13 protein-coding genes are annotated in these 14887 nt (G+C 39.4%); 10 read left to right on the top strand and 3 right to left on the bottom strand.

Features of this window, described 5'->3' with window-relative positions; translation table 11 throughout:
- Window positions 1–6: 6 nt before the first annotated feature.
- Window positions 7–447, bottom strand: coding sequence for a YtoQ family protein (locus tag ABD006_RS03715; protein WP_343837666.1), 441 nt, complete (start codon window positions 445–447; stop codon window positions 7–9).
- Between the two features lie 127 nt (window positions 448–574).
- Between ABD006_RS03715 and ABD006_RS03710 the strand changes: the two genes are divergently transcribed.
- On the top strand, window positions 575–1114 hold the full coding sequence (locus ABD006_RS03710) for a hypothetical protein (RefSeq protein ID WP_343837664.1): 540 nt from the start codon (window positions 575–577) through the stop codon (window positions 1112–1114).
- Between the two features lie 191 nt (window positions 1115–1305).
- Here ABD006_RS03710 and ABD006_RS03705 read toward each other — a convergent pair whose 3' ends face one another.
- Entirely contained in the window at window positions 1306–3429 is a 2124-nt protein-coding gene (locus ABD006_RS03705) for a methyl-accepting chemotaxis protein (protein WP_343837662.1), read from the bottom strand.
- Between the two features lie 285 nt (window positions 3430–3714).
- Here ABD006_RS03705 and ABD006_RS03700 point away from each other — a divergent pair, with 285 nt between their 5' ends.
- From ABD006_RS03700 to ytxJ, 9 genes are all read left to right on the top strand, one after another.
- Window positions 3715–4059 (top strand): thioredoxin family protein, encoded by a 345-nt coding sequence (locus ABD006_RS03700; RefSeq protein WP_343837659.1) that lies wholly within the window; start codon window positions 3715–3717, stop codon window positions 4057–4059.
- A 252-nt stretch (window positions 4060–4311) separates the two neighbouring features.
- The gene (locus ABD006_RS03695) at window positions 4312–5133 is read left to right on the top strand and encodes a DUF1444 domain-containing protein (RefSeq protein WP_343837657.1); all 822 of its coding nucleotides are present in this window, start codon (window positions 4312–4314) and stop codon (window positions 5131–5133) included.
- 6 nt (window positions 5134–5139) lie between these two features.
- Window positions 5140–5742, top strand: a complete 603-nt coding sequence (gene ytpR, locus ABD006_RS03690) for a YtpR family tRNA-binding protein (protein ID WP_343837653.1) — start codon at window positions 5140–5142, stop codon at window positions 5740–5742.
- A gap of 146 nt (window positions 5743–5888) precedes the next feature.
- Window positions 5889–8186 carry a DNA translocase FtsK gene (locus tag ABD006_RS03685; RefSeq protein ID WP_343837651.1) on the top strand — a complete coding sequence of 766 codons (2298 nt, stop codon included), beginning with the start codon at window positions 5889–5891 and terminating at the stop codon, window positions 8184–8186.
- 109 nt (window positions 8187–8295) lie between these two features.
- Window positions 8296–9414: a nicotinate phosphoribosyltransferase gene (locus ABD006_RS03680; protein WP_343837648.1), complete on the top strand. Its 1119-nt coding sequence runs from the start codon at window positions 8296–8298 to the stop codon at window positions 9412–9414.
- 385 nt (window positions 9415–9799) lie between these two features.
- Window positions 9800–11092: a UDP-N-acetylmuramate--L-alanine ligase gene (murC, locus tag ABD006_RS03675; RefSeq protein WP_343837646.1), complete on the top strand. Its 1293-nt coding sequence runs from the start codon at window positions 9800–9802 to the stop codon at window positions 11090–11092.
- A 317-nt stretch (window positions 11093–11409) separates the two neighbouring features.
- Window positions 11410–11814 carry a DUF948 domain-containing protein gene (locus ABD006_RS03670; protein ID WP_343837644.1) on the top strand — a complete coding sequence of 135 codons (405 nt, stop codon included), beginning with the start codon at window positions 11410–11412 and terminating at the stop codon, window positions 11812–11814.
- Between the two features lie 35 nt (window positions 11815–11849).
- Window positions 11850–12263 carry a YtxH domain-containing protein gene (locus ABD006_RS03665; protein WP_343837642.1) on the top strand — a complete coding sequence of 138 codons (414 nt, stop codon included), beginning with the start codon at window positions 11850–11852 and terminating at the stop codon, window positions 12261–12263.
- A gap of 18 nt (window positions 12264–12281) precedes the next feature.
- Window positions 12282–12629, top strand: a complete 348-nt coding sequence (gene ytxJ, locus ABD006_RS03660; protein ID WP_343837640.1) for a bacillithiol system redox-active protein YtxJ — start codon at window positions 12282–12284, stop codon at window positions 12627–12629.
- Window positions 12630–12638: 9 nt separating this feature from the next.
- On the opposite strand, the gene ABD006_RS03655 is transcribed toward ytxJ, so the two are convergent.
- On the bottom strand, window positions 12639–14786 hold the full coding sequence (locus ABD006_RS03655) for a cell division protein FtsA (RefSeq protein WP_343837638.1): 2148 nt from the start codon (window positions 14784–14786) through the stop codon (window positions 12639–12641).
- Window positions 14787–14887 lie beyond the last annotated feature (101 nt).

Here is a 14887-nt window from a genome sequence, read left to right as displayed (position 1 = left end):
GTTGTTTTATTGATAAATATAGTGTAATACGTCCAGGGCCTGATCAACGGTTTCTACAGTTACATTTGCACGATTGGATAATTCTTTAAGAGGGTGGACCAGTGACTCTGGCCGAATTAAGATTAAAGGTTTGTTTAATGTTAAGGCCATGCTGGCATCCATAGCTGTATTCCATTGTTTATACTTCTCACCGAAGAGGGCGATAACCAGATCTGCTTTTTGCATAAGAACCTGTGTACGCAGATTGTTAATACCGGAAGCGGCATCGTCTCTGGTAACGTTGTTGGGTTGACTTCCAATAATTTTTTCCCCAATAGCATCTGACAAGTCATGGTTTTCCTGGGGTCCTACAAAAGTTAAAGGAAGCCCGCTTTCCGCTGCTTTTGATTTTAATTGCTCACGCCAATCACTATGAATTTCCCCAGCTAAGTAGACAGTTAATTCCATCCTATACCTCCTCTTATATATATCTACTCATATCTTCCATTTATTACTACCACTTGTCAAATTTTATATCCATAGTATGATAATAAGAGAGAGATTTCGACATAAAAATGGTCAGGAGTGGAAAATCGTGAATTTAAGAAAGGTTAAACGTCAATTCTTAATTCTAGTAAGTCTGGGTTCCGTTTTATTTTTAAGTGGTTGTTTATTATCTGAAGAAAAAGCTCTTGAGAATGCTGCTCAGGCAGCAGAGGAATCCTTTAATTCTGAGTCTGCAGAACCGAATCAGAAAATCGACGTGATTTCATTACATTTACCAGATGATGTGAAAATTGAAGGCAGTTCTAATAATAATGTCTTTTTAAAGCAGGGAGATCAGCAATACTTATTATTTTATAATCAGTTTGAAGGAGCAGAAAGCCGGCATCTGTTTGATGGAATTAAAGCAAGAGAAGATAGCCTTCTGCAGGAGTCCTTTGAAGCTGACAGTCGTTTTGGTTACATTGCTGTTTTTCCGAATTCAAAAGAGGAACAATATGAATTACAGGTTGGTATTGGCGGCGTAAAAATTACCACAATGACAACAAAAGAAGAATTGGAGAATAAAGCCGCAGAAATGATGGACATTGTAAATTCCGTTGATATGAAGGTTCAGGAGACTCAAGAGTAAATAAGAGGGCTTTTGCATTAAGCAAAGGCCCTCTTTAATTTATCACGCATTAACTGGCCGTAATACCCCCACTTCAAGTTTTGAGGGTAATCCAACAAGACTAAGTGGGGGATAAACGGCCAGTAAATTCCTGATAAGTTCAACTAACCATCAGTGGGGGATGGAGAACCCCCACTGATGGAAGTTTCACTTTATACTTCACCATTTACGTTCTGATCTGATGACTCACTGAGTCCATGAAGATTTGTCTGAAGAGTTTCTCTTTGATACTGCTCCTCAATGGTTTCCTTTTCTTCCTGTTGATCGATGTCCTGTTCAAGCGGTTCATCATCTGTTTCCTGGTGGATTGAAAATTCATGGACTTCAGCTTTCAGCTCCTGCGACAGAGCGTGTAAATCAAGGGATGACTGATTTAGCTGATCAATGGTTTCTGCCTGGTTTTCACCCGATGCAGCGACTTCCTCAGCAGTAGCTACTGATTCTTCAGCAATCACACTAACCTCGTTAATTTTATGTCTCAAATCAGCGTTGGATTGACGGATATCACTGACAGACGAGGAAACCTCCTCCATTTTGTCATTTATGCCATATACCTGTTCGGTAATGCTTGTAAATGCTGTTTTTGTTTCATGCACAGATTGTGTCTGTTGCTTTTGATAGTCGCCAAACTGATTTGCCTCCTCAGAAAGATTGGCCATTTGTCTGTTCATATTGTTGATTAATTGGTAAATTTCCTCAGCTTCTTCCTTTGAACGCTCGGCCAGTTTTCGGACTTCATCTGCTACAACTGCAAAGCCTTGGCCGGATTCACCTGCTCTTGCAGATTCTATGGCAGCATTCAGGGCTAACAGATTGGTGTTATCTGCAATCTCCTGGATTGTAGAGACTATTTGGGTAATTTTTTGGGATTGTTCCGCAGCTTCACGTACTTCATCTGTTAAATGATTGGCCAGATCAATAAACGAAGATGAGGTTTCTTCCAGTGTTTTTACTTTTTCTATCCCCAATTGACTATCCTGCTCTGCTTTCTTTAGTTCTTTCAATATTTCACCATTTGCTATGTCAGTCTGATCAATAGCTTCTGTAACATGATTGATTAAGGTTGTGCTTTCTTCAATTTGACTTGCCTGTTCCTGTGCACCAACAGCCACCTGATTGATGGCTTCTGCTACCTCATTCGTCTGAACAGAGGATTTTTTTGAAATATCGGTTAGTTCTCCTGATGAATGACTTAGGATATTGGCTGCTTTTAATACTTTAACAAGGGATTGATTCATTTTATCGGCCATCTTATTAAAGGATTCAGCTAAATCAGCCATTTCGTCCTTGCCCTTTATGTCAACACGATAGGTTAAATCGCCATTTTCCATACGATTGGCTCCATATTTTAAATGATTGATAGATTGAATAATTGATCGATTTAAGATGTAGCCAGCGATTAGGATAATAAGAAGGATGAACACCCCTGTTAGGATAAATATCGTAGTAATCAGTTGCTGGGATTTTTGCTGCTGACGAATCATTTCCTGACTCTGCTGAACCGTTATATCATTAATGGCTTGTACCTCTTCATTAATGCTGCCAGTTAATTTACTCATTTCTTCTGTAATCTGCTCGCTCTGGTTCAGTGTATTTCTAACACTTTCAATCGATTCCTGATAATTGTTGAGGACTTCCTCAATATCCCCTATTGCGTTTGTTCCTGTGTTCTCATTGTTTAAATTTGCTAGAAGGCTATTTTTTTGTGATTCAAAATTTGAAAAGTTAATCACGTTTCCGGTTGAAAGATATTTACTTTCATTTAATCTCATGGATAAAGCTGTCTGTGTAAATTCTGGATTATTGAGTTCTCGTAACAGAGAATAAAGATTGCTATAATGAGAGGCTACGTCCTGCATTTGACCATCTGCCTCTGTAAAACCTATCCTTCTTTGTAACTCGATCCATGTTTCTAATTGATTTTGATATGTATCTATATTTTCCATGATGACACCAAAGCTTGCTGCAATATCTTCGTTCCCCTGATTTTCTTTTTCATATTGTGCTGCTTTGGAAGCTAAAGATTCAGCGGAAGAAAGCAGTATTTCAGCCTGTTCCTCCGATGGCTGATTGGAAAATACCTGCTGCTGATAGCGGGTATTGGCCATTTCAAATTTTAATTCCTCGCTTTGTGCGAGAGTGGCCTGTATGTCCTGCATATCAACAGTCATTTTGCTCTGTTCATTGAAGTAGTAAATAGAAAAAAGAATAAATGCAGATAAACTTAAAATCGATAAAATCAAAATAAAATAAACTTTCCCTTTAATTGTCTTCATCGTCCGTATAACCCCTTAAGTTTTAATAGTTAATAAAATAAGAAAAATGGTGAATTTTGTAGAAAATTATAACTTTATTATAGATTTATTTGGATATATTTACAATCACTATGCGTAAATTCCTGATAAGTTTCGCTGACAATCAGTGGGGGAAGGCCCCCACTGATGGAAGTCTCACTTTCATTAGGCAGATGATTCGTTTTATTCCATGAGATTTGGTAATATCTATGATTAGAGAAGATAAGTAAACGATATTGTCGTCAGTTACATGAAGGAGGAACAACCATGATTGAATTAAAATCAGAACAACAGTTAAATACAGACTTTGCAAATGACCATGTAATTTTGCTATTTTCCGCTGACTGGTGTCCGGATTGTCGTTATCTGGAGCCATTCATGCCAGAGCTGGAAGAAAAATATGAGAAGGACTTTATTTTTGTTTATGTCAATCGGGATGAATTTATCGACTTATGTGCCACTTACAATGTTTTTGGCATTCCAAGCTTTGTTGCCCTTGAGGATGGAAAGGTCGTTGACGACTTTGTAAGTAAGAATCGTAAAACAAAAGAAGAAGTGGAAGAGTTTCTGGAAGGTGTAAAGGAAAAAATGAAAGGAACCAGAGCTCAATAAACTAAGGAAACAGGTATTAGAAAAAGGTTGCTTATCTGAAAGCAGCCTTTTTCATTGTACTGCAGGAAATTAGGAGAAAGCTGATTTGCGGTTAAGAAGTCAGGAGAGGTATATCCGGCTCAGGGCTTGGACTATTTCCTGTCACACATGTTTCATGGTAAAATAAACGTTGGTTTGATTTTGTACGAATAAAAGATGACAGAAGCGAGCTGAGGCAGATTCAGATTTGTGTTTGCTTTAGGAGGATTAAATATGAAAATGACCAGTCTTAAAATGAAAAAGAAGCTTGAGGAAATATTCGCAAATCCTGAGTGGAATACTTCCTTTGATCGTGATAAAGATTTGTTCCGTGTTGAGTGGAAGGATAACAAAATGGGGGTGAATATCTCACTACCAGGGGTTATATCAAAATGGGAAGCGAAAAAAGATCAGGCCCTGGATGAGCTGTCCGGTCACATCCATGAGGCGTTACGAATTATGCATGAAGAACAGGATTTACAGGGGAAGGAAAAGAACATATTTCCTGTGATTCGTTCCGCTTCCTTCCCGACTGAAACCAAGAGTGGAAAAGCCATGATCTACGAGGAGCACACAGCAGAAACACGAATTTATTATGCATTGGATCTTGGTAAGTCCTATCGGCTGATTGATGAGGATTTAATGGAGACGGAAAATTGGTCAGCGGATCGCCTGAAGGAAATAGCAAGATTCAACCTTCGTTCACTTTCAACGGATTATAAAAAAGATGAGGTTGCCGGAAACACGTTTTATTTTATTGCAACTAACGATGGATACGATGCCAGTCGGATCCTGAATGAAGCCTTTCTTGAAGAAATGAAAGCAACTTCCAAAGGAGAATTGGCATTAGCTGTTCCGCACCAGGATGTGTTTATTTTAGCCGATATTCAAAATCCCACAGGCTATGATGTACTGGCACAAATGACAATGAAGTTTTTCACAGAAGGTCATATTCCGATTACTTCTTTATCATTTTTATATGAAGATAAGAAGCTCGAGCCGATATTTATTATGGCGAAAAATAAAAAGAAGGATGACCAATCTGGAAAGGAGTAATAAATGATGCAAATTTTTTATAATAAACAGGGTATTGGCGATGTACTTATGATTTCATTTAAGCCGGCAGGACTGAATCATCAGTTTTCCAAACATGGTGATGTTGTGAAAATTTATCAGCAAGAAACTAGTGAAGTTCTTGGTTATAATATTTTTCAGGCATCTCAATATATCACAATTGATGAACAGGGCTCTTTATCCGTCACACAGGAATGGGTGGATCAAATTCATGAGATTTTCCAAAATAATTCATTAGAGGATAAATTAGATGTGGATTTGTCTCCAAAGTTTGTCGTTGGATATGTGAAAGAAAAGCAGCCGCACAAAAATGCGGACAAACTTAGTGTCTGTCAGGTAGACGTTGGTGGCGAGGAATTGCAGATTGTTTGCGGGGCACCAAACGTTGATCAGGGTCAAAAAGTGGTTGTGGCCAAGCCTGGAGCAGTTATGCCTGGTGGGATGCTTATTAAAGAAACGGAATTAAGAGGAGTTCCATCTTCTGGTATGATATGCTCGGCAAAAGAACTGGAACTGCCTGATGCACCAAAAGAAAAAGGAATTCTGGTACTGGATAACGACTACAAAACCGGAGAACCATTTGAGTTTTAAGAAAAAACCGCTGCCAAGCGGTTTTTTTGTTAAATAAATATCTTTATTTCCCAATAAGGGTTATCGATTTCTATAAGTATCAAGTATAATGAATGATAGAATATCTATAAAGAATGTGAAACTATGAAAGAAAGAGTGATACATCAATGTTAGATCGATTGAAAAAATGGCTGAAGGAAATCTTTGCAGAGGATACCACAGCCACAGAATCAGATATGTCAGAAAATCGATTGCCTCATCAGGATATACATTCATCACCTTCATCATCTCAATCTGTAAGAACGAAAATGTCGTTCCAATATCCGGAGCAGACTTCTATTCAAATTCCGACGATTCCGGAACACTCTGGCCGGTCACCACGAAAGGAGAACCGGTCTGTACGAAAGCGGATGGATGAGAAGGAAGATAAGAATCACGAATTATATGAAACTCAGAATTATGAAACACCAAAAAAAGTACAGGAAAATTTCAGGGCTAATTTTCAGCCAACCGATGTACCATCACCGATTTATGGATTTCAAAAACGCAAATCAGAAGATACAAATGATCAGATAAATGAAATTCCGGCATACAAAAGAAGGAATGAAACAAATTATGAAAATGTTCATGAATTAAAAGCAGAGAAAAATAAGCATCGTTCTGATCATACGGATTTGAAAGAAGAAAAGGCTTCGGATAAGCAGTCGCCGCAGGGAACGTCAAATTCGGAAATACATAAAAATATAATTCCGTTTCAAGCCAGAAAAGATAGAGAAACGACAAGTTTAACAGATACAGAAGATGGACCAGGTACCAGACAGGAACAAAACAGGGAGGAACAACCCTGGGAACATACACGAAAACCTGAGGAAAAGAAAGAAGACATTGCACGAAAAGAAGAATCCGGTTCTTTTCAGTTCACTTCAAGACCAAAGTCAGCAAGGCCCTTTAATGTAATGATGACACCGAGTGACAAAAGAAATCTTCAGCGGCATCAGCAGAAGGAAGAGCAACAGGAAGAGCAACAGCATCAGGAGGAAGTGCAAGGTCCAGGGGCTCCTCCGCTCCATCTGTTAAATGATCTCCCAGTCAAAGCAGCTGATGATACAGAATGGCTGGAAAGTCAGCAGAAAAAGCTTGAAACGACTTTAAACCAGTTTAAAGTCAGGGCACAGGTCACGAATGTTAAAAAAGGACCTTCTGTTACGAGATTTGAAGTACAGCCCGATGTTGGCGTGAAAGTAAATAAGTTCACCAACTTAACCGATGATATTAAGCTGAACCTGGCTGCTCAGGATATTCGAATGGAAGCTCCAATCCCCGGGAAAAGTGCAATTGGAATTGAAGTCCCCAATCAACAGCCTAAGATGGTCAGTATGCTGGAAATTTTGCAGGATGACACTTTTCAGAATCATTCATCCCATTTAGCCGTTGGTTTGGGACAGGATATCGAAGGAGAGGCTGTAGTTACAGACCTGAAAAAAATGCCCCATGGTTTGATTGCCGGCGCTACTGGTTCGGGTAAAAGTGTATGTATTAATACTGTGCTGGTAAGCTTACTTTATAAAGCATCTTATGAGGATGTGAAATTTCTTCTCATTGATCCAAAAGTGGTTGAATTAGCACCTTATAACGATTTACCTCATCTTGTTGCACCGGTTATAACCGATGTAAAAGCAGCTACTGCCTCCCTGAAGTGGGCTGTGTCAGAGATGGAGGATCGGTATGAGAAGTTTGCTGCAGAAGGTGTACGTGATATTGACCGCTTTAATGAAAAAATAAAAAAAGACGATCGGCAATCAGAAAAAATGCCTTATATTATTATAGTCATCGACGAGCTCGCTGATTTAATGATGGTTTCACCACAGGATGTGGAGGATTCGATAAGTCGTATTGCACAAAAAGCAAGGGCGTGCGGAATTCACTTGCTTCTTGCAACACAGCGACCCTCTGTAGATGTTATTACAGGTTTGATTAAAGCAAATATTCCAACCCGTATTGCCTTTAGTGTATCCTCTCAGGTTGATTCGCGGACCATTATAGATTTAAGCGGTGCGGAAAAGCTATTAGGAAAAGGGGACATGCTTTTCCTGCCAAATGGATCAGGAAAAACGAGACGTATTCAAGGTGCCTTTGTTTCTGATGAAGAGGTGGAAAGAGTAACAAGTTATGTGAAAAAACAGGCATCCCCACAGTATTTGTTTGATCAGGAAGATTTAATACAGCACCACTCCCTGGAAGAGCATGAGGATGATCTGTTAAATGAAGCGATTGAATTGGTCGTGGAAGAAGGTCGCGCAAGCACATCCTTGTTACAGCGAAAAATGAGTATTGGATATAACCGGGCAGCACGAATGATCGATCGCATGGAAGAAATCGGTTTAATCTCCGCTCAGAATGGAAGCAAACCGAGAGAAGTATTGATGAACCAGGAGCAGGCTCAGGAAATGTTTTTAAATAAATAGACATATAGAAGCCCCCTGCTTATTCCCTGAGCCGGTTTGTGGTATAATAGTCGGGATGATGAAACCGATTAAGATAACAACCATATTTCGTGATAAAGAGGGATTTTATATGAAGGAAATCACACGTAAATTAAATGGGGAAATCAAAAGATTAACAAACAAAACCTTTAAATTCGATGAACGAGTCGGAGAAGGCTGGTTTTCAGCAGTATACTTTTTAAAAACGAGAGATATTGTCCAAAATGAAATGCCCGAGAACAGGGTTACCATGCAGTTTTTCCAAAAGCAGCATGCAGTTTTATGTGGAACGGATGAGGCCATTGCTCTTATACATACCTTTGCGGAAAATCCGGAAGAACTCGAAATCTATTCTTTGAAAGATGGCGATAAAATCAGCCCATTTGAAACAGTCATGACAATTTCAGGTCCATATCAGAGCTTTGGCTATCTGGAAGGAATCATTGATGGAATTCTAGCCAGAAGAACTTCCGTAGCTACGAATGTTTATAATGTTGTGAAAGCAGCAAGAACCTCAGGAAAACAAAAGCCTGTCATTTTTATGGGGGACCGTGATGATCATTATACGCAACAGGCCGGTGATGGCTACTCAGCGTATATTGGCGGTTCTACTGCACAGGCTACTCACGCCATGAATGAATGGTGGGGAAAAGAAGGGATGGGCACGATGCCACATGCACTCATTCAATTATTTAATGGGGATATTGTAAAAGCAACCTATGCTTATCAGAAGACCTTCCCGGATGATGAACTGATGGCTCTTGTTGACTATAATAATGACGTCATTACGGATGCCCTTAAAGTGGCCAGAGAATTTGGTGATGAACTTAAAGGTGTCCGGGTTGATACATCAGGAAATATGGTGGACCAGTACTTCTTCCGTAACTCAGATGTCATGGGAACCTTTGATCCAAGAGGTGTAAACCCCGAGTTGATTTTCGCCCTGAGAAGAGCTTTAGATGATGAAGGATTTAATCATGTAAAGATTATGGCTACAGGCGGATTTACACAAGATAAAATCACTAAATTTGAAGAAGCAAACGTACCTGTTGATATGTATGGAGTCGGCCGGAGCTTATTAAAAATGAAAATCGGATTTACCGGTGACAGCGTCATGTTAAACGGAGAACCAGAAGCAAAAGAGGGACGAAAGCTTCAGTACAACCCACGTTTGGAAAAAGTTGAATATATTCCACAGGACGAGTCATAATTTTTATTACGCATAAACTGGCCGTAAAACCCCCACTTCAGGTGGTGTCGAGAGTACCCCAACAAGACTAAGTGGGGGATAAACGGCCAGTAAATTCCTGATAAGTTCAACTAACCATCAGTGGATGGAGATATCCCCGACTGATGGAAGTTTCTCTTTATACGAACCCTTGTCTAATAAATAGAGATAAGGGTTTTTTCGTTCAAATGGTTTTACAGTCTGGATAGAAATCATACATTCACTCTCAGATTGGAATCTGTTATACTTTTAGAGGAGCTTAGGATCTTTTGTAACATGAATTTGGATTGTTACGATATAAATGAATAGCAAGTGAATAGGCAGATACATATAGTAAATTAGAATGACGTATGTGGAGGTTCAATTTATGACAACATACCACTTCATTGGTATAAAAGGAACAGGAATGAGTGCTTTAGCACAGATCCTTCATGATACAGGAGAGAATGTGCAGGGCTCAGACGTTGACAAACGTTTTTTTACTCAGGAAGCTTTAGAAAAGCGGAACATTGAAATTATGACATTTTCAGAGAATAATATTCATGAAGGCCTAACAATAATAGCTGGAAATGCGTTTTCGGATGATCATGAGGAAATTCAAAAAGCTAAAGAATTAGATTTACCTTTTTATCGTTACCATAATTTTTTAGGAGAATGGCTGAATAGTTATGTGAGTATTGCGGTAACCGGATCCCATGGCAAAACATCAACCACAGGGCTCCTGGCCCATGTACTGCAGCATGTTGAGCCTACATCTTATTTGATTGGGGACGGTTCCGGATCAGGTCATAAAGATAGTAAATACTTTGCTTTTGAAGCCTGCGAATACAGAAGACACTTTTTGTCTTATGAACCTGACTATGCAATCATGACGAATATCGACTTTGACCATCCGGATTATTTCACCAGTATAGATGATGTATTTGACGCCTTTCAGGAAATGGCGATGAAGGTTAAAAAAGGGATTATTGCCTGCGGAGACGATGAGGAACTTCAGCATATACAGCCAAAAGTTCCTGTTGTTTATTATGGACTTTCGGAAGGCAATGATTTTCAGGCGAAAAGTGTGGAAGAAACAGAAAATGGAACAAAATTTGATGTGTTTGTCCGTAACACTTTTTATGATACCTTTGAAATTCCCACTTATGGAACGCATAATGTTTTAAATGCACTATCAGTAATTGCTTTATGTCATTATGAAGATATTTCCTCTGAAAGAATTAAAGCAATAAAGACCTTTAAAGGTGTAAAAAGAAGATTTACGGAAAAGGAATGGAAGCATAAGCAGATATTAATCGATGACTATGCTCATCATCCAAAGGAGATTGAAGCGACCATCGATGCTGCACGAAAGAAATATCCTGATAAAAAAATTGTGGCCATCTTTCAGCCTCATACGTTTACAAGAACGAAAACATTTTTACAGGAGTTTGCGGACGCATTGGAACTTGCCGACTATGTATATTTGTGTGATATATTTGGTTCAGCACGGGAAAAGTCGGGCAATTTAACCATTAATGATTTACAGGCGAAAGTTAGTGAGAGTTCCATTCTGAATCTGGAAAATACAGATGGATTAGCCGACCATGAAAACAGCGTATTGATTTTCATGGGGGCCGGAGATGTTCAGAAATACCAGGGGAAATACGAAAATGTTTAAACAGGGAAGCTGCTCTTAAGGAAAAAATTTAAGAGCAGCTTTTTATCACGCATTAACTGGCCGTATTTCAAGACTTGAACGTAACCCAACAAGACTTAAGTGGGGGATAAACGGCTAGTAAATTCCTGATAAGTTCAACCACTAGTCATAAATCTTTAGTGAATTGTATATAATGGTAGGTAGGAATTTTGCTAATGTTTGACGAAATATTTATTGAGGTATAGATTAGATGTATAAGGAATCATTGGTAAATGAAGTTACATTTCCCAATTAACTTCCAAATAGTGAAAATACATAGTAAGGAGCTGTGCGGTAAGATGGAAATCCTACTTTATATTGCTGTACTAATAGCAGCGGTTGCTTTTGCTGTATTAGTCATTTATCTGGCGGGAACATTGAAAGAGACAAGAAGAACCTTGCACAATGTGGCAAATACGCTGGAGGGACTTGAACAGCAGATGCAGGGTATAACAACCGAGACGACAGCATTATTAAACAAAACGAATCAACTGGCTGAAGATGTTCAGGAAAAATCAAAAAAACTGAACAATTTAGTGGAAGGGATTCAGGGTGTTGGGGATTCCGTAAAACAATTTAATGGTTCATTGCAGAAGATATCAGACGAGATTGTAAAGGAATCTGAGGAGCATAAGCAAACAGCAGCCCAGACAGTTAAATGGGGACAAGCCATTTTAGACTTATGGAAAAGATATAAAAAATAAAGTCTATTGCTAAAATCTGAGGAGGTATGATTCATATGAGTAATCAGGAAGAAAACCAGAACATTAACAGTAAGGACTTTTTACTTGGAACATTAATTGGAGGAATTGTTGGCGCGTCTGTTGCATTATTATATGCCCCGAAGCCAGGGAAGGAATTGCGCCAGGATTTAAACGAGGGAGCAAGTATGGTAAGAGATCGTGCAGGAGAATGGAAGGATGCCGCTTATGAAAAAAGCTCTGAGTGGCGCCAGTTGGCACAGGAGAAGTCAGGTGAATTCTCCACAACACTTACGGATCGTACAAAAGATTTAACCGACCGTGTCCGAAACACAAAAGATCAAATTCAGGACAAGGTAACTGATTTCAGGAGTCAGAAAAATGCAGATGAAACCCTCGCCGATACAATAGAAGAAGCGGCCGACGCTATCGAAGAGGATACTAAAGAATAGAAAGGGAGGGCAGATGGTATGGAAATTTTGGAGGATAACAGGGACTTTCAAGAGGTTCTGCAAAAACAGGACCGTTTTTTCCTTCTTAAACATAGTCTTACGTGTCCAATCAGTGCTGAGGCTAAACAGCAATTTGAAGCATTTTCTGAGACGACTGAACTTCCTTTATATATATTACATGTGCAGGAAGCAAGGCCATTATCAAATGAAATTGCAGATACTTATGGAATAAAGCATGAATCTCCCCAGGCGCTGTATTTTAATCAAAATCAGGTGGTCTGGGATGCATCTCACTGGGATGTTACAAGAGAAGCTCTGACGGAAGCGGAAACTAAATATGCAAATAAAAAAGAGCCAAATTCATAATTTGGCTCTTTATCTTTTTGTATAACTTTCAATCCATTGAATTCGAACCTCATCATGGGGGGATAGCTGATCTGTAAAACTGGCTTCCTGATCGTTAATGTACAGCTTGAATTGTTTTCCCTTTACATTCGTGACATCAATGTCGATATAACGGAAAATATCCTGAAAAATAAAGGGTTCAGGTGTAAATTCCTTCATTGTTAAATGGTCACCGGCTGTTACCATACTGCTATCCTGCAGTTTTTCAGCATCTTTGAAGAATTCCCGTTTCTTTTTTTGTAACAGAATGGTTTTTGCATCAAAAGTAATCGGAATTTCTTCGTGCATCGTTAAATCTAATTTAATTAAAAGCTCTTTTAACGGGAGTTCCTCAGTTAACTCAATGGAAACATCATCTCCATCATGGAGCGTAGAAGTCGGGGTTGCCTTTTGACCGTTAATAAATAAAGTACAAACCTGTTCATCCGTCATATGTAATTGACCATTGATATAAACAGTAAAAGGAGTATTTTTATCTGTATATTCCATTTGATGAATGCTCTTCAGAAACTCACCCAGCGTCTCAACCCTCTGAATATCAATAGAATCCCCATCGTTAACGATGTAATCATGGTCTGCTTTCTTACCATTTAGGATAATCTCGGGATGGATTTTATAAGGCTGATTCTGAAAGGAAATGTTTTGGGTGCTGTATCCTTCTGTTAACTCCTTAATGCTTATTTCCGGTGATTTTCCGTCGTTTCCAGCTTCAACTGTCAGTTCATCTCCATGTTTGATCGGACTGTTTACATCCGCATGTTCATGATTCCGTTTAATCAAAGGCGGTTCTCCAAGAGTTCCCGGAATGGAAAGCTGTCGACCATTAACTTTTACCATAAGAGCCATTCCGGGTTTTCCATGAATTTTATTTACTCTGATCCCGGCAGCCAGCAGACAGTCTCCCACAGTCAGTTCTTTAAGATCAAACAGACGAACATTTCGTTCATTCACTTTAACGCTGATATACTGTATAGGAGATTGCTTGGCTGCAATGGCAATACCGATCGGCGTTACAAAGGAGGGACCTTTAATGAGATCATGTTCTTTTTTAAGGTTCTGTATGGCATCCGTCCCTCTCACGGCTACACGATTCTCCGGAAGCTTCAGATGATGAGCAATTCGTGATGTCAGTTCAGGGGTCAAACTTCCTCCCCCTACGAGCATAACAGCTTGTGGTGACTTATGGTTCAGAGTGAAAATTTCTTCACAAATGGAATTAGCTAAATGATTGATGGTATCTGAAATCCGCTCGACCAGTTCCTGATCATGAATTTCTGTCTCCATTCCTAAAATATCTTCTGCAACTGCTTTTTGGTGTTCAGTTATTTGGCGTTTCACTTCCTCCGCCTGTGGAAAATCAAGTAAATAAGCCTGGCTGATCGCATCGGTAATCTCGTCTCCGGCAATAGGAACCATGCCATAACCAGTAACAGTCCCATGGTTAGTAATGGCAATATCACTTGTTCCAGCACCCACATCAACGAGAGCAACATTTAATCGTCTCATAGAAGGAGGGATTAAAACATTGATGGCTGCAATGGGTTCAAGTGTTAATGCATCCATTTCCAAGTTGGCTCGTTGAAGGGCAGAAATTAAAGATTCGACGACTACTTCCGGGAGAAAAGTCGCAATGATTTTAACCTTGGCTGTGGTTCCCTGCTGATCAATTAAAGACCCAATTTCATCCCCGTCCAGTTGATAATGGAGAACGGAATATCCCACACAGTAATATTGGGTGGTTTCTTCCCCCTGTTCTGCTAATTCATACTGGGCCTGCTGAACGGCGCTTAATTCGAGATGGGAAACGTCATTATTCGTCAGGATGGGGTGCTGACGCAAATCTGTTTCAATCTCTGTCTGCTGTGTTTTTAATGCTCTTCCTGCAGCTGCCACACAGACCTTTTTAATGATTCCGTGCTTCTCTTCCAGCTTTTCCTTTACACTGTTGATGACATTGGAGACGGCAACAATATCATGGATTTGACCGTCCAGCATCGATCTTTTCTGATGCTCCTCCGTTACAATATCGATCACTTCAAAATGGTTCTCTTCCTTCTCCAGAATCATACCGACCACAGAGCGTGTCCCGATATCAAATGCAAAAATTCTCTCTCCCATAATAACCGTTCCTTTCCTTACTCTCTGGAAGCAAATATGTATAAAAATGCAAATTAATTATAAAAAATTCAAAAAACGGTGATGACAATCTCAAAAACATT

The organism is Salinibacillus aidingensis, from assembly GCF_039522525.1.
Taxonomy (GTDB): Bacteria; Bacillota; Bacilli; order Bacillales; family Alkalibacillaceae; genus Salinibacillus; species Salinibacillus aidingensis.
Note: the sequence above shows the minus strand (reverse complement) of the source record. Positions and strands in the feature narration are given on the sequence as shown.